Annotated in this window: 16 protein-coding genes and 1 pseudogene; 8 read left to right on the plus strand and 9 right to left on the minus strand. The window is 62.8% G+C overall.

Annotated features, from left to right (window positions below):
• From HUI96_RS00005 to HUI96_RS00015, 3 genes are all read right to left on the minus strand, one after another.
• On the minus strand, window positions 1–479 hold a 479-nt coding region (locus HUI96_RS00005), incomplete at its 3' end, for an alcohol dehydrogenase catalytic domain-containing protein (RefSeq protein ID WP_188252585.1).
• A 179-nt stretch (window positions 480–658) separates the two neighbouring features.
• Entirely contained in the window at window positions 659–1,150 is a 492-nt protein-coding gene (locus tag HUI96_RS00010; protein WP_188252586.1) for a M15 family metallopeptidase, read from the minus strand.
• Window positions 1,147–2,340, minus strand: coding sequence for a hypothetical protein (locus HUI96_RS00015; protein WP_188252587.1), 1,194 nt, complete (start codon window positions 2,338–2,340; stop codon window positions 1,147–1,149). The genes HUI96_RS00010 and HUI96_RS00015 overlap by 4 nt, the downstream gene beginning before the upstream one ends.
• 246 nt (window positions 2,341–2,586) lie before the next feature.
• On the opposite strand from HUI96_RS00015, the gene HUI96_RS00020 reads away from it, so the two are divergent.
• Both HUI96_RS00020 and HUI96_RS00025 read left to right on the plus strand, forming a co-directional pair.
• Entirely contained in the window at window positions 2,587–4,599 is a 2,013-nt protein-coding gene (locus HUI96_RS00020) for an acetyl-CoA carboxylase biotin carboxylase subunit (RefSeq protein ID WP_188252588.1), read from the plus strand.
• 180 nt (window positions 4,600–4,779) lie between these two features.
• The gene (locus HUI96_RS00025; protein ID WP_188252589.1) at window positions 4,780–6,153 is read left to right on the plus strand and encodes a class II 3-deoxy-7-phosphoheptulonate synthase; all 1,374 of its coding nucleotides are present in this window, start codon (window positions 4,780–4,782) and stop codon (window positions 6,151–6,153) included.
• A 53-nt stretch (window positions 6,154–6,206) separates the two neighbouring features.
• Here HUI96_RS00025 and HUI96_RS00030 read toward each other — a convergent pair whose 3' ends face one another.
• On the minus strand, window positions 6,207–7,232 hold the full coding sequence (locus HUI96_RS00030) for a GGDEF domain-containing protein (RefSeq protein WP_337917766.1): 1,026 nt from the start codon (window positions 7,230–7,232) through the stop codon (window positions 6,207–6,209).
• Window positions 7,233–7,621: 389 nt separating this feature from the next.
• On the opposite strand from HUI96_RS00030, the gene HUI96_RS00035 reads away from it, so the two are divergent.
• The 3 genes from HUI96_RS00035 to HUI96_RS00045 all read left to right on the plus strand — a co-directional run bounded on the left by HUI96_RS00035 (window position 7,622) and on the right by HUI96_RS00045 (window position 9,412).
• Window positions 7,622–8,041: a GFA family protein gene (locus tag HUI96_RS00035; protein ID WP_188252591.1), complete on the plus strand. Its 420-nt coding sequence runs from the start codon at window positions 7,622–7,624 to the stop codon at window positions 8,039–8,041.
• A 98-nt stretch (window positions 8,042–8,139) separates the two neighbouring features.
• Window positions 8,140–8,937, plus strand: a complete 798-nt coding sequence (locus HUI96_RS00040) for a dioxygenase family protein (protein WP_188252592.1) — start codon at window positions 8,140–8,142, stop codon at window positions 8,935–8,937.
• A 115-nt stretch (window positions 8,938–9,052) separates the two neighbouring features.
• Window positions 9,053–9,412, plus strand: a complete 360-nt coding sequence (locus HUI96_RS00045; RefSeq protein WP_188252593.1) for a diacylglycerol kinase — start codon at window positions 9,053–9,055, stop codon at window positions 9,410–9,412.
• 14 nt (window positions 9,413–9,426) lie between these two features.
• Here the strand turns inward: HUI96_RS00045 and HUI96_RS00050 are convergent, their stop codons facing one another.
• Window positions 9,427–10,035: a DedA family protein gene (locus tag HUI96_RS00050; RefSeq protein ID WP_188252594.1), complete on the minus strand. Its 609-nt coding sequence runs from the start codon at window positions 10,033–10,035 to the stop codon at window positions 9,427–9,429.
• 202 nt (window positions 10,036–10,237) lie between these two features.
• Between HUI96_RS00050 and HUI96_RS00055 the strand changes: the two genes are divergently transcribed.
• Together HUI96_RS00055 and HUI96_RS00060 are read left to right on the plus strand one after the other, a co-directional pair.
• Complete coding sequence (locus HUI96_RS00055) at window positions 10,238–10,951, plus strand: DNA-3-methyladenine glycosylase I (RefSeq protein WP_188252595.1); 714 nt, start codon at window positions 10,238–10,240, stop codon at window positions 10,949–10,951.
• A gap of 148 nt (window positions 10,952–11,099) precedes the next feature.
• Window positions 11,100–12,794 carry an NAD+ synthase gene (locus tag HUI96_RS00060; RefSeq protein ID WP_188252596.1) on the plus strand — a complete coding sequence of 565 codons (1,695 nt, stop codon included), beginning with the start codon at window positions 11,100–11,102 and terminating at the stop codon, window positions 12,792–12,794.
• A 24-nt stretch (window positions 12,795–12,818) separates the two neighbouring features.
• On the opposite strand, the pseudogene HUI96_RS00065 reads toward HUI96_RS00060, so the two are convergent.
• The 3 genes and pseudogenes from HUI96_RS00065 to HUI96_RS00075 form a co-directional block, all read right to left on the minus strand.
• A pseudogene (locus tag HUI96_RS00065) lies at window positions 12,819–13,416 on the minus strand (ATP-dependent Clp protease proteolytic subunit).
• A gap of 36 nt (window positions 13,417–13,452) precedes the next feature.
• The gene (locus tag HUI96_RS00070) at window positions 13,453–13,827 is read right to left on the minus strand and encodes an SRPBCC family protein (protein WP_188252597.1); all 375 of its coding nucleotides are present in this window, start codon (window positions 13,825–13,827) and stop codon (window positions 13,453–13,455) included.
• On the minus strand, window positions 13,824–14,138 hold the full coding sequence (locus tag HUI96_RS00075) for an ArsR/SmtB family transcription factor (protein WP_188252598.1): 315 nt from the start codon (window positions 14,136–14,138) through the stop codon (window positions 13,824–13,826). Before HUI96_RS00075 ends, HUI96_RS00070 begins: the two co-directional genes overlap by 4 nt.
• Window positions 14,139–14,263: 125 nt before the next feature.
• On the opposite strand from HUI96_RS00075, the gene gltX reads away from it, so the two are divergent.
• On the plus strand, window positions 14,264–15,637 hold the full coding sequence (gltX, locus tag HUI96_RS00080; protein ID WP_188252599.1) for a glutamate--tRNA ligase: 1,374 nt from the start codon (window positions 14,264–14,266) through the stop codon (window positions 15,635–15,637).
• Here gltX and HUI96_RS00085 read toward each other — a convergent pair.
• A complete protein-coding gene (locus tag HUI96_RS00085) occupies window positions 15,600–16,730 on the minus strand; it encodes a DUF2865 domain-containing protein (protein ID WP_188252600.1) in 1,131 nt (376 codons plus the stop codon). The two genes, gltX and HUI96_RS00085, sit on opposite strands and share 38 nt — an antisense overlap.
• Window positions 16,731–16,766: the final 36 nt, after the last annotated feature.

Here is a 16,766-nt window from a genome sequence, read left to right on the forward strand (position 1 = left end):
GGCGCGTCCGGATTGACCTTGGCGAGCGCGATCTCCGGCAGCACCGTGTGGTTGGAGAAGGTCGAGCAGCCCATGTAGTGAAAGATCTTCTCGCCGCCGACGGAGAAGCGCGAGGTGCCGTCGGGCATCACGCCCTGGCCTTGGGTGGCGCGGATGGCGGTGCAGAGATTGGTCTTGCGCGACAGGCACGACGGGCAGGACCGGCATTCCGGCGTGTAGAGCGGGATGACGTGGTCGCCCTTCTTCAGGCTGGTCACGCCCTTGCCGACGTCGACGACGACGCCAGCGCCCTCATGGCCGAGAATGGCGGGAAAAATGCCTTCCGGGTCGGCGCCCGACAGCGTGAACTCGTCGGTGTGGCAGATGCCGGTCGCCTTGACTTCAACCAGGACCTCGCCCTCGCGCGGGCCGTCGAGATCCACCTCCATGATCTCGAGCGGTTTTCCGGCGGCGACGGCGACGGCGGCACGGGTTTTCATGAAATGGTCTCCTCTTAGAAAGCGCGGCAAGCTTTCAGGAAACCATCGAAGTGGCAAGCCCCAGCCCGACCTTTACAAGTGAAACTTCTGGAGAAGAAAAGATCGATATTTTCCGCGGTTCAGGCGCACAAAAAAGGCAGTCTCGGCCGCGTTCCCCACGGTGAGGGCTGAACTCCAGCTCAATCCGCGCCTACTGCTCTCCAGACCGCCTCGGGCCCACCAGTCATTATGAGTTTCCGAGCCTTCACCGACGGGCTCGCCTTACACCGGTGCCACTGGAAATGCGGCGTATCGGGTTTCGTCCAGTCGCCACCCCAACTGCAGCTATGCTGCTTGAAAATTTCGGCCACTCTCTGGAACCAGTGCTCGCCGCCCTCAGGTTTCCAGAATTTCGTGCGATGTACGACATCGACCGCGAGCCCATATCCATGCCAACTGTGCAGATTGGTCGTCGCGTTGGTGACCGTGTGCTTCGGCGGTATGATGGTGCGGCCCCGCGCATAATAGAGCGCCTGTAGTGCCTGGCTGCGATAGGCTTCGTACACCATCGCATCCAGTCCGCTTGCGCGACATTCTTCAATTGCCTCCCGGACGGCCTCTGCGAACTTGGGCGCCAGCAATGAGAGGTCCTTACTCACCTTCGTCGACTGATTGCCTGCTCCCGCGCTCATATCGAACCCCTTTCCTGGCCATCCCTCCAGGCATGCGGCTCGAATGTCGCATCATTTCCCGCAGCACCTAGAGCGATCAGTGTGGCAGTTGTTGCCGCAGCCCGCTCCTCCTGCTCCTCCGAGTCCTCCATGCCCGGCGCGAAGTTGTTTTTTCGTTGGGCGCCGCCGAGGGTCGCAGCCTGACGCACGGGAGACGTGTCGCTCTCATCGGGACTCTTCTCACGTGGCTTCACGGTCGAGCGGATCACCATCAGCTTGTTCAGCATGTCGAACCAGAAGGGCGCTCCGAGGGTTACGGCGAGCGCGCTGATGATCCAGCCGGGAATACTAAAGAGGATAGCGAGGCGCCAGTTCGAACAGCGCGCGTATTCACCACCCCAGGGCTGCGAGCAGGCCGCAGGTTTAAGCTCGTTTTCCAAAGTCCAACCGATTGGATAGCCGATCGCCGAGAGTTCCCTGGCGAGTCCTTCAATACGGGCTTTGGGATCGTCTTCTTCAGCGTTTTGTTCGACGGCTGCCTGGGCGGCTGAGTCGACCTTCGTTGGGTTGTTGGAGCCCAGGATTGTTCCGGCATGCTCAACAACCGCCTCTCGTAGCTTGGCGTCATTGCTCAACCGCTCGGCAATTAAAACGGTATCGACATTGAACAAAGCCGAGGCGAGGAGACCCATGGCGAGGAGCGTGTAGCCGGTCCGTCGCTTGTACCAGCCCGAAACGCGGTCCATGGAGCCGTCGAACCATTCCTCCAGGGTCTGTCGCACTTTCGCGATATCGTTGTCCGCAACGTCGAGCGCGGCTTTCACCGCCTCCTGTATTCGGTTCGGCCTTTTTACGTTGATGAGCGCGTCGCGAAGCGACTCGATGGAAAGCGTAGCGTCGGGGCCGGTGACCAGGCGAAGCGCGGCGAGCGAAAAGCTTTGCCGGGGTATGTAGGATGGCAAATGCTTCGTCTTCTCGGGATCGAACCTGCCCCTGTAGAGCGCCGCAATCATGGGATGCTCGTAGAAGCTGCGGACCAGGGTGGAATCCGTCTTGTCGCCGAGCAGTTCGGCGACGCCGTTCAGGAGTTCTTTCGAGCGCACCTTGGCGAAGTTCTCGATGACTTCGCAAAATGCCGTAGCAATGAGGCTCATGAAGGCGAAAAGAAGCGCCAGACCTATTCCCACCTCGAGTACGTCGAAGTCGAACATCGCTTTGCCCTCCGACATAGCGGCACCTTGATGTTAAACAAAAGTTTGTCCACAACGTCAAGTGGCATAAAATAGGTCATGTATCCCTAGGTTGTATTACCCTCTCCGTTCGTGTTTTGATCATTAAGGGCCCTCCACCACCTGCGTTACTGCCCGTATGAAACTCGCCGCGTGCAACGCTCGCTTGAGCGCTCCGCTTCCCCGCCATATGAAGGCTTAGGCTGTTCGCGGGAGAAATCGCCGTTCATGTTCAAGAAGATCCTGGTCGCCAACCGTGGCGAGATCGCATGCCGGGTCATCAGGACGGCGAAGCGAATGGGGATCGCGACCGTCGCGGTCTTCTCGGACGCGGACCGCGATGCCATGCACGTCGAGATGGCCGACGACGCGGTGCATATCGGGCCGGCTGCCGCAGCACAAAGCTATCTCGACGCCGACGGGATCATCGAAGCCTGCAAGGCGACCGGTGCGGAGGCTGTCCATCCGGGCTACGGCTTTCTCTCCGAGCGAGCCTCCTTCTGCGCGTCGCTTGAGGAGCAGGGGATCGTCTTCATCGGCCCCAAACCCCGCGCCATCGAGGCGATGGGCGACAAGATCGAGTCCAAGAAGTTCGCGAATGCGGCGAAGGTGAACACCGTGCCCGGCTTCCTCGGCGTCATCGAGGACGCCGACCATGCCGAGCGGATCGCCGCCTCGATCGGCTTCCCGGTGATGATCAAGGCCTCGGCGGGCGGCGGTGGCAAGGGCATGCGCGTCGCGTGGACACCTGCGGAAGTGCGGGACGGTTTTGAGCGCGCCCGCTCGGAGGCCCGGAGCTCTTTCGGCGACGACCGCGTCTTCATCGAGAAGTTCGTGGTCGAACCGCGCCATATCGAAATCCAGGTGCTGGCCGACGGCCACGGCAACGTCATCTATCTGGGTGAGCGCGAGTGCTCGATCCAGCGGCGGAACCAGAAAGTGGTGGAGGAGGCGCCGTCACCGTTTCTTGATCAGCGAACACGGGCGGCAATGGGAAAGCAGGCGGTCGCGCTGGCCAAAGCCGTCGATTACGAGAGCGCCGGCACGGTCGAGTTCATCGTCGACAACGACAAGAATTTCTATTTCCTCGAGATGAACACCCGGCTCCAGGTCGAGCATCCGGTGACCGAACTGGTGACCGGCATCGACCTTGTCGAGCAGATGATCCGGATCGCGGCGGGCGAGAAACTGGCGATTCGCCAGAGCGATGTAGAGCTGAAGGGCTGGGCGGTGGAGGGCCGCCTCTACGCCGAAGACCCGACGCGCAACTTCCTGCCCTCTATCGGCCGACTGACGCGTTACCGGCCGCCGGCGGAAGGGCACTTCGGCGACATCGTCGTGCGCAACGACACCGGTGTCACCGAGGGGTCGGAGATCTCGATGTTCTACGACCCGATGATCGCCAAGCTATGCACCTGGGGGCCGGACCGGCTGACCGCCATCGACGCCATGTCGGAAGCGCTGGATGAGTTCGTCGTCGACGGCATCGAGCACAACATCGCCTTCCTCGCCGCGCTGATGCGTTATCCGCGTTGGCGCGAAGGCAGGCTGTCGACGGCCTTTATCGCCGAGGAGTTTCCTGACGGCTTCAAGCCCCTGGTTCCGGTCGAGGAAGAGAAGGCGGTGCTCGCCGCGATCGCGACTGCGGTAGAACTGGTGCGCCGCGATCGCCTGGACCGCTTGTCTGGCAGGCTGGCGCCGCATTCGGGCATCACCAAGCCGGAGTGGGTGGTGAAGATCGGTGGCGAGTACGTTCCGGTCCAACTCGGCGAAGGCATGGTCTCCGTCCCGCTCGAGGTCGACATGAGCATTGACGGCGAGCCGTCGGTGACGGTCTCTTCGGACTGGCGCCCCGGCGACGTTCTGTGGCGCGGCGCCGTTGGCGACAGGAACGTGGTCGCGCAGCTTCGGCCCTTCGAGAACGGCGTGCGCATAGCCTGGAAGGGGATTTCCGTCACGGCGCGTGCCATGCTGCCGCGAACCGCCGAACTCGCCCGGCTCATGCCCGTTAAGGTTCCGCCCGACACGTCAAAGCTGCTGCTCTGCCCGATGCCCGGCCTGATGGTTTCGCTCGCCGTCAGCGAAGGGCAGGATGTCAAGGCAGGCGAGACGCTCGCCGTCGTCGAAGCGATGAAGATGGAGAACGTACTGCGCGCCGAGCGAGACCTGACGGTGGCGAAGATCAACGCCAAACCGGGCGACAGTCTTGCGGTCGACGCCGTGATCATGGAGTTTGCTTGAGCGAATTCGCTAAGTGCTGTCGTCCACCATGCCTAGCTACGCGACGCCGCATGTTCTGAGCAGATATCCGGCTCGCTCCCGCTCCAACTCCAGGGTAGAATAGCCGACTTCGTTGCTGTATAGCCGCCGTCCAGAAAGGCGGTAGCGGGGCGTCCCGCACGTGACGGGTTGGGTGCGACGATGACGAAATGGTCTCCGAATTCCTGGAGGGCGAAGCCCATCCAGCAGGTTCCGGCCTATCCGGATCCGGCGGCGCTTGCCGACACCGAGGCCATGCTCGCCACCTTTCCGCCGCTGGTTTTTGCAGGTGAGGCACGCAAGCTGAAGAAGCAGCTTGCAAGCGTCGCTGCCGGAGACGCATTCCTTCTGCAGGGCGGAGATTGTGCCGAGAGCTTCGCCGAGCACGGCGCGGACAACATCCGCGACTTCTTCCGCGTCTTCCTGCAGATGTCGGTGGTGCTGACCTATGCCGGCGCCCAGCCGGTGGTGAAGGTCGGCCGTATCGCCGGGCAGTTCGCAAAACCGCGCTCGTCCGATACCGAGACGGTCGGCGGCGTCACACTGCCCTCCTACCGCGGCGACATCATCAACGGGCCGAGCTTCGACGAGAAGTCGCGCGTGCCGGATCCGGCGCGCCAGGAAATGGCCTATCGCCAGTCGGCGGCGACGCTCAACCTGCTGCGCGCCTTCGCGCAGGGCGGCTATGCCAGCCTCGAGAACGTCCATCAGTGGATGCTGGGCTTCGTCTCGGACAGCCCGCAGGGAGAGCGCTACGAGGCGCTGGCCAACCGGATCACCGAGACGATGGAGTTCATGCGCGCCGTCGGCATCACGTCCGAGACCAATTACGCGCTGCGCGAGACCGACTTCTACACCAGCCACGAGGCGCTCCTGCTCGGCTACGAGGAGGCGCTGACGCGCATCGATTCGACCTCGGGCGACTGGTACGCCACGTCCGGACACATGATCTGGATCGGTGACCGCACCCGCCAGCCGGATCACGCCCACATTGAGTACTGCCGCGGCGTGAAGAACCCTCTCGGCCTGAAATGCGGTCCCTCCCTCACGCCCGACGGGCTGCTGCAACTGATCGATCTGCTCAACCCCGAGAACGAGCCGGGCCGTCTGACCCTGATCGGCCGTTTCGGCGCGGACAAGGTGAGCGAGTACCTTCCGAAGCTCGTTCGCGCGGTGAAGAAGGAAGGGCGCAACGTGGTCTGGTCGTGCGACCCCATGCACGGCAACACGATCACCGCTGCCGGCTACAAGACGCGGCCGTTCGATCGCGTGCTGAAGGAAGTGCAGGCCTTCTTCGAGGTCCATCGCGCCGAGGGCACGCATCCCGGCGGCATTCATGTCGAGATGACGGGCAAGAACGTCACCGAGTGCACCGGCGGCGCCCGCGCAATTACCGCTGAGGATCTGCGCGACCGCTATCACACCCATTGCGACCCGCGCCTCAACGCGGATCAGGCGATCGAACTCGCCTTCCTGGTGGCCGAGCTTCTCAAGAAGCAGAGCCACGTCATCGAGCGCAAGGCGGTCAACGCCTGAGTGGAATGCATAGAGGCGGGTGCGTCCTTCGAGGCTCGCCCGCCTATTTGCGCTCACCCCTTCTGGTACAGCATCCAACTCTTCAGCGGCTGGTCGCGGATGGTCGAGAACTTCGTGACTCGGTTGCGGCCGGCGATCTTTGACCGGTAGAGCGCGCGGTCGGCCTTGGCGTAGAGGTCGTCAGGGCTGTCCGCGTCGGTGGCCATGCAGATGCCCATCGAGATCGTCACGGGCCCGTGCCGCACACCGGTCGTTGGCGAAACGAAGGGCATCTGCTCGATTGTCGCGCGCAAGCGATCGGCCAATTCGTAGTTCGCCTGCTCGGTGGCGCCCTCGAGAATGATGGCAAATTCCTCGCCACCGGTTCGGGCGACGAACACGGCCTCATGCACGTTTCTGCGCAGGACCTCGGCCACATTCTGGATGATCTTATCGCCGACAGGGTGACCGAAACGGTCGTTGACTTCCTTGAAGCGGTCGATGTCGGCCAGGATCAGCGCGCTGAACATGATGCTCCGCTTGTTGTCGTATATGGCCGCCAATCGCTTGTCGAAGGCGCGGCGGTTCCAGATGCGGGTGAGCGGATCCGTATCGGCGAGTAGCTTGTACTCCTCGAGGGCGGATTTCACTGATTCCAGTTCCGCCGATTTCTCACTGAGCGTCGCAGCGACCTGCAGGCCGCGATCCAAGGTGGAGGTGGTGGCGACGGACATGACGCCCACGATCTTCTGCAGGAGTTCCCGGCTCATCGCATGGCGGTTCTCGAGGCCCTGCGAGGTCTGCGTGAGGGCTTCGCCGTACTTCTCGATGTGGCCGCGCTCCCGCCTGAGCAGTCGGGCTACATCCTCCAACTCACGTGCGAGCGTCTCGCGCGCCGTTTCGACGATCGCATGTTCATGATTTCGGGCGAAATACTTCTGTCCGATGCGGTCGAGTTCCTCCTGCGAGGGGCGGTGGTTCATCGAAACGACTTCGAGCGTGAGGTCCGGATTCGAACCCGTCAGGGCCTCGTAGAAGATCTCATAATTGCGCGGCAGACCCATGACGCCCATCTGGCGCATGGTGGTCACCACGCTCATGGCAATATCGTATGCTTTCTCAACGGGCGCCGTGGCCGGATGCATCTATGTGTCGATCCCCTCAGATCGGTCAGGAGGAAGACGGCGAACTCCCTTTTGAAGGCGCCCTTGCCAAGTCAACGCGGCAAGCGCCGCGCGGACATGGCAAAGGGCGGGTTGTTGGCCGCTGCTTTCCCGTGGCGGCGAAGATGCTGCAGTGTTTCTGAAGGTTTGTTTAATTTATCCGGACTGTCCCACGCAACTTACGCGTGATATTTGTAAAGAGTTCTGGCTGAGGAGGCGAGTATGCGAAAACGCCTGCGGCGGAACGCCATCGCACGCCGCAATTGTGTCTGCTGACACGATGCCGTCCGAAATAGTCTTACTTTCATATCGAAGCGAGGAAACGGATGAGCGAACAACATTCCGGATCATGCAACTGCGGCGCCGTTCGGTTCGTGGCGAGAGGGCGATTGCGCGACGTCATTTTCTGCCACTGCGGCCAATGCCGGAAGCAGGGCGGGCACTTCTACGCGGCCACGGACGTCGCGGACCGCGATCTTGAGGTCATCGGGGAAGACAACGTCACGTGGTACCGGTCCTCCGATTTCGCCCGGCGCGGCTTCTGCCGGCATTGCGGTTCGGCCTTGTTCTGGAAGCGGAATGGCGACGCCAATACTTCGATCGGGGCAGGGATGTTTGACGGGGCCACCAGACTGCGGGCCGGCCAACACATCTTCGTCGCTGATAAGGGCGATTACTACGAGATCGACGACGACCTACCGCAATTCCCTCGATCCACGCCGGATTTCAAAGTCGCTGGTGACTGATCTTGGGGTTGCAGACGCGGTCCGGTGAACGATCCGTCTCCGCAACTCGACCTGCACGGGGAGATTCGAGCGACTAAGTAGGGTGGAGGAGAACTGCGATGACTGTGATGCCCACCCTATTCATCTCTCACGGCGGCCCGAACATCGTTCTGGCCGACACCCCGGCCCGCCACTATCTCGAGCAAATTCCGTCCCTGCTGCCGAGGCCACGGGCGATCGTCATCAACTCTGCGCATTTCGAGACCGACGGGGTCGCTGTCGTCACCGATCCGGCGCCCGGCATGATCTACGACTTCGGCGGTTTCGCTCCTGAACTCTACCAGATGACATATCCCGCGCCTGGCGATCCGGCGCTCGCGAAGCAGGTCCTCGGCCTGCTCGATCAGGCCGGTCTTGCTCCGCATCGCATATCCCAGCGAGGTTACGATCATGGCACCTGGACCCCTCTGAAGCTCGCCTATCCGGATGCGGATATTCCGGTCGTGCAGATTTCGATCGATCCCACGCGCGATGCGGCATGGCATCTTTCGATTGGCCGCGCCCTTGCGCCATTGCGCGAGGAAGGTGTGCTCGTCATCGGCTCCGGACACATCACGCACAATCTGCGCGCCTACTTCTCGGTGCTTCGTCAGGGCGCAAATCCCGATCCGGCGTTGGCCGGCAAGGTCAAGGCCTTCACGGACTGGTTCGCCGACAAGTTGGCGGCAGGAGATACCGAAGCGCTGCTCGACTGGAAGCGCAGGGCTCCATACCCGGCGGAGAACCATCCGACAGATGAGCATCTCATGCCGATCTTCTTCGCCTACGGGGCGGCAGGAGAGAAGGGCCGCGGCACCCGTACACACGATTCGGTCGACGACGGCTTCTTCGCGAACGACTCCTACCTGTTCCAGTAGGGCCCGCTTTTCGCTATGAGCGCCGGGTCGGGTCGGCGCACGAATGCGCCGGGTCCGGATCGCGGGCCTGCAAAGGCCCACACGCAGCAATCAGCAAGGGCGGGTGTGCCGGGCGATGGAACGTATTGTCAGCGCCTTCTGGAATTCCATGCGGGCGCTTCGGAGGCTGACGCTCGCTGAGAAAGCGTTCCAGCAGGAACTCGTGCTTCTGCTGCTGGCGCTGCCGGTTGGCTGGTTCCTGTCCACCTCCTGGACCGCCTATGCGCTGCTTGTCGGGTCCATCCTGGTGCTGATGCTGGTGGAGGTGCTCAACACAGCCATCGAGGCGGCATGCGACGCCTATTCCCGCGAATTCAACAAGGAAATCCAACTTGCCAAGGACTGCGGGTCGCTAGCCGTCCTGATCGCCATCATTCTGGTCCTGGGAGTGTGGGGTTTTGTGATCGCGGACCGCTTCGCACTGATCGCCGGATGAACTAGCGTTTCGGATTACTGTGCCCGCCGGTCGGCCTTCTGGCGGCTGGGATCATATCGCCGGGAGGACTTGCGCGACAGCAGGTAGGTAGCCAGCGCGATTGCTATCGTGAGCACAATACCTGAAATCAGACGTTCGTGCTTGAACAGCGCTTTGCCCAGAAGATGTTCGGCGCCCAGGCCGAGGAAATAGCCTAGGCAGACGAACAGGACCGCCCAGACCGCGGCCGATATCGCGTTGAGCACGACGAAACGCATGATGGAGACCTTCGACAAGCCTGCGGCCACTCCGCCAACGGCTCGAAGGCCGTAGACGTATCGATTGCCGAGAATGTAGAGGTCCGGATGGCGCTGGATCAGCTCTTCCGCCTTGCTGAAGCCGGGCTTCGCCTTGACTGCCCGTACCCAGCGGTTATCGGCGAAACGGCGCCCGAGCAGGAAGAGGACGGTATCCCCCAGCCAGGCTCCGCAGAAGGCGACCAGGGCTGTGGTGCGTGGGTCGAAGACGCCCTGGTGAGCGAAGAAGCCGCCGAAAATGGCCGCGCTCTCGCCCTCCGCCAGACAGCCGATGAAGACGGCGACCAACCCGAAACGCTCGATGAACGCGTGCAGCAGGTCGGTCATTCGCCGGCACCAGCCGACCGGAGATCGACGTGAGGCGGAGGAGCGGCAAGTTCCTTCACCCTCGGCGTGTTGTCCTCAATGAAGTTCTCCATTCGGGGCCTCCACTGCGGATGCTGGCTCTTGGCAACCGCGCTCGACTGCCGGAAAGTGTCCGCGCCATTGCTGCCGGCTGCTCGGCGAAACGCGATACGGGAGAAAACTAGTGGCCGATTTCGATGCGATCAGGTCTCGTGCGGCCGAACGCAAGGGCGGAGACGCGGTTTTGCGGAGCCTGCTGGGTCCCTCGCCGCAGAATGCAGCGGTTGCAAAGCTGACCGACGACCGCGTCCTCGCCAATATGTCGCAGCGCATCTTCTCCGCAGGCTTCGTCTGGAGCGTCATCGAACAGAAGTGGCCCGGGTTCGAGGAAGCCTTCCTCGGATTCGAGCCGAAGCGACTGTTGTTCCAGTCCGACGACTTCTGGCATGACCTCACCTCCGACGCGCGGATCGTGCGCAACCCGCAGAAGATCAAATCGGTGCGCGAGAACGCCGCCTTCGTCGACAAGGTCTCGCGCGAGCATGGCGGCTTCGGCAAATTCCTCGCCGAGTGGCCGGCCGACGACCAGGTCGGCCTCACCGCCTGGCTCGCCAAGAACGGCAACCGGCTGGGCGGAAACACTGGGCAGTACCTGCTTCGCTGGCTCGGCTGGGACACCTTCATCCTCTCCAAGGACATGGCGGCCGCCCTGCGGGGCGCCGGCCTAGACATTGCCGAGGCACCCAGTTCTCAGAAGGACATGCGCAAGATCCAGGACCAGATCAATGCATGGGTGCACGATACGGGGCTCAGCCGCACCCACATCTCGCGCATACTCGCCATGTCGACGGGCGAGAACCGAACCCCGGACCAACTCAGGCATTATGTAAGCGAGTAGAAGCCTCTGATCCGCCGGCAGCGGGCATTGCCGGGCAGGCGGAGCGGCGCTAGCTACAACTCGTTCGCGGGGACCCATTGAGACAAATGAACAGCAAGCCGTCAGTCCATGCCGATCTTTCCGTCTGGTGCAAAGGCGGGTCACTGTCATGAATGGCGCGCCAGACGTTCTGCGCATCGCGGTCGCGCAGCTCAACCCGATCGTTGGCGACGTCGCGGGTAACCTCGCAAAGGCGCGAGAAGCCCGCGCCGATGCCGCACGGCAGGGCGCGGACCTCGTCCTCTTCACCGAACTCTTCCTTGCGGGATATCCGCCCGAAGACCTCGTGTTGAAGCCCGCCTTCGTCGCCGCATGTGAGAAGGCCGCCCTCGATTTCGCGGCCGACACTGCGGATGGCGGGCCAGGCGTGATCGTGGGCACGCCGCTGAAGCGCAAGAGCGGTGTCCATAATTCGGTCATCGTCGCGGACGGCGGCAAGGTGCTCGGCGAGCGCTACAAGGTCGACCTGCCGAACTATGGTGAATTCGACGAGAAGCGCGTCTTCCAAGCGGGGCCGGAGATTGCGGGACCGGTGAACTTCCGCGGCGTGCGCCTCGGAATCCCGATCTGCGAGGACATCTGGGGCGAGCACGGCGTCTGCGAGACGCTTGCCGAAAGCGGAGCGGAGATCCTGCTCGTTCCCAACGGCTCGCCCTACTATCGCGGCAAGACCGACATTCGACAGCAGGTCGTGCTGAGGCAGGTGATCGAGACGGGTTTGCCCCTGCTCTGGGCCAACCAGCTGGGCGGCCAGGACGAACTGGTCTTCGACGGCGCGTCGTTCGCCATCAACGCCGATCATTCCCTTGCCAGCCAGATGAGCCAGTTCGAGGAATTCGTCGCCACAACAACCTGGAAAAGGCAGCCGGACGGCGAGAACGGCCATGGCGTCTGGGCCTGTGTCGAAGGTCCGATGTCCAGGCTGCCCGACAGGGAGGAAGCGGACTACCGGGCCTGCATGCTGGGCTTGCGCGACTACGTGAACAAGAACGGCTTCAAGAACGTCGTGCTCGGCCTTTCCGGGGGGATCGATTCGGCGATCTGCGCAGCGCTGGCCGTCGATGCCCTCGGCGAGGAGCGCGTCCGCACCGTGATGATGCCCTACCGCTACACCTCCGGCGATTCGCTGAAGGACGCCGAAGCCTGCGCGCGGGCGCTCGGTTGCCGCTACGACATCGTGCCCATCTTCGAGCCGGTAGAGGGCTTCTCCCATGCCCTGACCCAGCTCTTCGAGGGAACGAAGGAGGGCATCACCGAGGAGAACCTGCAGAGCCGGGCGCGTGGCACGATTCTGATGGCGATCTCCAACAAATTCGGCTCGATGGTGGTGACCACCGGCAACAAGTCCGAGATGTCGGTGGGCTACGCCACGCTTTACGGCGACATGAACGGCGGCTTCAATCCGATCAAGGACCTATACAAGATGCAGGTCTATGCGCTGTCGCGCTGGCGAAATTCGCATGTCCCGGCGGGCGCGCTGGGGCCGTCGGGAGAGGTGATCCCGCATAACATCATCGACAAGGCACCTTCGGCCGAGCTTAGGCCCGACCAGACGGACCAGGATTCCCTGCCGCCTTATCCCGTGCTGGACGACATCCTCGAATGTCTGGTCGAGAACGAGATGGGTGTGGACGAGATCGTCGCGCGCGGCCACGACCGCGAGATGGTGCACCGGATCGAGCACCTGCTCTATATCGCCGAATACAAGCGGCGGCAGGCCGCGCCGGGCGTGAAGATCACCAAAAAGAACTTCGGCCGCGACAGGCGCTATCCGATCACCAACCGGTTCCGGGACAGGGGTTAGTGGTGTGACGCCTGCTGGCGCACCTCATTCGCTTCGGACCGACCGCACCTCGTCAACGATCCCCCACGCCCGAGCTTCCTCGGCCGTCATGAAGAAATCGCGGTCGAGCGTGCGCTCGACCTCCTCTTCCGAGCGGCCGCAGTGCTTTGCATAGAGCGCGATCATCCGGCGCTTGACCTTGATAATGTCTTCGGCGTGCCGCTCGATGTCCGACGCCTGGCCCTGGAACCCGCCTGACGGCTGGTGCAGCAGAATGCTGGCGTTTGGTAGAGCCACCCGCCGCCCGGGCTCCCCCGCCATCAGCAGGAAGGATCCCATGGATCGCGCCGTGCCCATGCAGAGCGTCGCCACCGGGCATTTTATGAACTGCATCGTATCGTAGATCGCAAATCCGCTGGTGACCACGCCGCCGGGGGAGTTGATGTAGAAAGCTATTTCGCGGGTCGGGTTCTCGGCCTCCAGGAATAGCATCTGCGCACAGATCAGGGCGGCGGAATTGTCGTCGACGATGCCGTTCAGGAAGATGATGCGCTCTCTCAGGAGGCGCGAGAAGATGTCGAACGAACGCTCGCCGCGGCGACTGTTCTATAACCATCGGGACGAGTTGGTTCGTGGCGCTCATGGCGCGATCTCCTTCCTTACTGTGAGACTTCCGGGGCTAGGCGGCTAGCGCGCGCGGCGCGTTGGCGTTCGCCGCCACCAGCACGGTTGCGGGTGCACTGTGCGTGAGGCGGAACAAGGTCCGGCCGCTCTCTTGCGGACAGAGCTCGACAGTCACAAAGCTCTCATTCCGGCCAGCACCTTCCTGCCAGCGATAGGTGATGCGCGTTGGCGGCTGTCGGTCGATGATTTCGAAGCTGCGCCGGGCGTGCTGCGGGGAGGGCGCCTCGGCCCGTTCGCTTCCGGCGGGTACGGAGTCGAGCCAGTCGGCAGCGAGTTCCTCAACGCTGAGAGCCCGCCATATCCGCTCGGGCGGCGCGTCGAACTCGCATTCGACCACGACATTTCCGTCCTCGACCGTCGTCTCCGTCATTGATCCATCTCCTTGAGAAGATGCTGCAATCTCTCGACGCGCGCCGGCCAGAACGAGCGGTACCGCTCGAGCCAGGCAAACAGCGGCTCGAGCCCGTCGGGAGCGACGCTATAGTTGGCGTTGCGGCCTTCCCGGCGGACCCGGATCAGCCCGGCCTCCTTCAATATGGCGAGATGCTGCGAGATTGCTGGCTGGGAAACGTTCAATCCTTCGCGCAGTTCGGTCGCATTTTTCTCGCCGGACGCCAGCCGCTCGAACACTGCTCGGCGGGTCGAATCGGACAGGGCGCGGAAGATCTCCATCTCGTTCATGTGAAATACATAAGCGCATGCTTATTCAAAGCGCAAGTCGAAAAGATTGACGCGTGCAGCCGTCTTGCGGCGGCTCAAGGCGCGTGCCTTGAAATGAACTCGTCGTTCCGTTAACCGGGCGCTCCATGACCGTGACAGTTCGCTTCGCCCCGTCGCCGACGGGCAACATCCACATCGGCAACGCGCGCACCGCACTCTTCAACTGGCTCTTTGCTATGAAGCACAAGGGCCGGTTCATACAGCGGTTCGACGACACCGATCTGGCGCGGTCCAAGCAGGAATACGCCAACGCGATCCTCTACGATCTGCACTGGCTGGGCATCTATCCCGACCAGACCGAATACCAGTCGCGGCGCTTCGACCGTTACGACGCGGCCGTCGAGCGCCTGAAAGCGGCGGGCGTGCTCTATCCTTGCTACGAGACGCCGGAGGAACTGGAACTGCGCCGGAAGATCCGGCTGTCCCAGAAATTGCCGCCCGTCTACGGCCGCGAGGCGCTGGCGCTTACGCCCGATGAGGTCGCCGCGTTCGAAGCGGAGGGTCGCAAACCGCACTGGCGTTTCCTCCTGCCGAATTTCGCCGATGATCCGGCCAACCCCGTTCGTACCGAATTGAGCTGGCAGGACATCGTGCGGGGGGACGAGACGGTCGATCTGGCCTCACTATCCGACCCCGTGCTGGTGCGCGAGGACGGCACCTACCTCTATACGCTTCCCTCCGTCGTCGACGACATCGAGATGGGCGTCACGCACGTCATCCGCGGCGACGATCATGTGACCAATACCGGCGTACAGATCGCGCTCTTCCGCGCGCTCGGAGCGGAGCCGCCAACCTTCGGCCATCACAACCTGCTCACCACCGTTTCCGGCGAGGGTTTGTCAAAGCGCACCGGCGCCCTTTCCATCGCCAGCCTTAGGGATGACGGGATCGAGCCGATGGCAGTGGCATCGCTCGCCGTCCTGACGGGCACGTCGGAGAACATCGAGGCTGTCGGCACCATGTCCGAGTTGGCGGATCGCTTCGACCCGGCCGCCGTTTCCAAATCAGCGGCGAAGTTTGATCCGGCGGAACTGCTGACACTCAATCACAGCCTGCTGCATGCCATGCCCTTCTCCGAGGCGCAGGACCGCCTGGCCGTTCTTGGCGTGACAGGGGACAAGGCGGAGCCCCTTTGGCTCGCTGTTCGCGGCAACATCGACAAGGTGCAGGATGCAGTGACCTGGTGGCGGATCATCAACGAGCCGCTGCCCGAGGCCCCCGATCTGGACGACGAGGATCGCGAATACGTCAGGGGCGCTTTCGATCTTCTGCCCGAAGAGCCGTGGGACCGTTCGACCTGGCAGCAGTGGACCGCTGCGGTCAAAGAGGCGACCGGTCGCAAGGGTAAGCAGTTGTTCCTGCCCCTTCGACTCGCCATGACCGGCCGTTCTTCCGGGCCGGAACTCGCCGAATTGCTTCCGCTTATTGGTCGGGAAGAAATGCTGGCCCGACGACCCTGACCCTTCGGCCTACGGGTTTCTCGCTGGAATCGGATGCACTGCTCCTCTTCGTCCCCGCAGGCGTTGTCGTCTTTTGGGCAGGCTTGTTCGTTGAGGGTGTCGGCTCTGGCGCAGGTACGGTGACGATGCTCGACTGCGTCTGAGTGGGCGCGGGGCTCTGCTGATTTGGCACAACCGGAGACTCGGCCGATTCGGTGGGCGGGTCGAGCGGGCGGCGCGTGAGTTCCGTCGGCCGCTTCGTCCCAGCGATAACCTCGAAATCCTTCTTGGCCCCGCAGCCGCAGCTTGCTGGCCGGGGCGATGAAGTCTTCTGGTGAAGGAACGCAGTCGGCAGTTCCGAATAGGGACGGCCGGTCGATGTCGAGGTCATGTCCGAGGCATCGTGGCTGCCGGACTGACCGAAGAACAGCCGTACCTCAGTCCCCGGGCAGGCGGCCTCGCAGTTCTTCTGGTCGCGTTCGAAATCGCCCATTGATGCCGTGTTGGACATGGGAAAGAAGAAGCCGTCGCAGGTCCTCACGCACATCGTCCGAAAGGTCGGCTCTGTTTCGGAGTCCGGCAGCAATGCGTCGTCCCGATCTGCCCCGTCCAGGACTTCGTCCGGTATCCAATCCGATGGGGGATAGGTTTCGGGGAGGGCAGACGTCGTCGGAAACTCCTCTGGCGGACGTTCGGCAATTCGTTCCTCGTCCCGGCAGCCATTCGCCTCCAGCGCAGCGAAAATCTGGGTCTCCGATCTGTCGTCGTGTCCGGAGATCCTGCTGCGGTTGCGCTGCAGGACCTCGAGATTGCGCTCCATCCGCTCGAGCGTTGCGTTGATACGTGCGCATTGCCTGATGCTGCCTCCGCGCAGCGCAAAGCCGCAGCCGGCCTCATGCGCCTGGCTGCGGGCGATGACGATCTGCTCCCGCTGGCGCGCGATGGCCTCTTCGTACTGTTGAACCCTAGGCGAACTACCGCCTTGTCCGGCGGAGGCAAGCTCCGCCTCGAGTTGACGGCAGAGGCGCGGCGTTGCCTCGGACGGCCCGGGCAACAGCGTGGCGAAGATCGCGATGGTAGTGAGAAACGCGGCCGCTTCCAGTCTGCTCCGCAATGTCCTCATCCGTCCCCCGGCACCGATCGCGGCCCG

Origin of the sequence: Pseudaminobacter soli (ex Zhang et al. 2022), assembly GCF_014595955.1 — a bacterium.
In the GTDB taxonomy this organism is placed as follows: domain Bacteria; phylum Pseudomonadota; class Alphaproteobacteria; order Rhizobiales; family Rhizobiaceae; genus Kumtagia; species Kumtagia pseudosoli.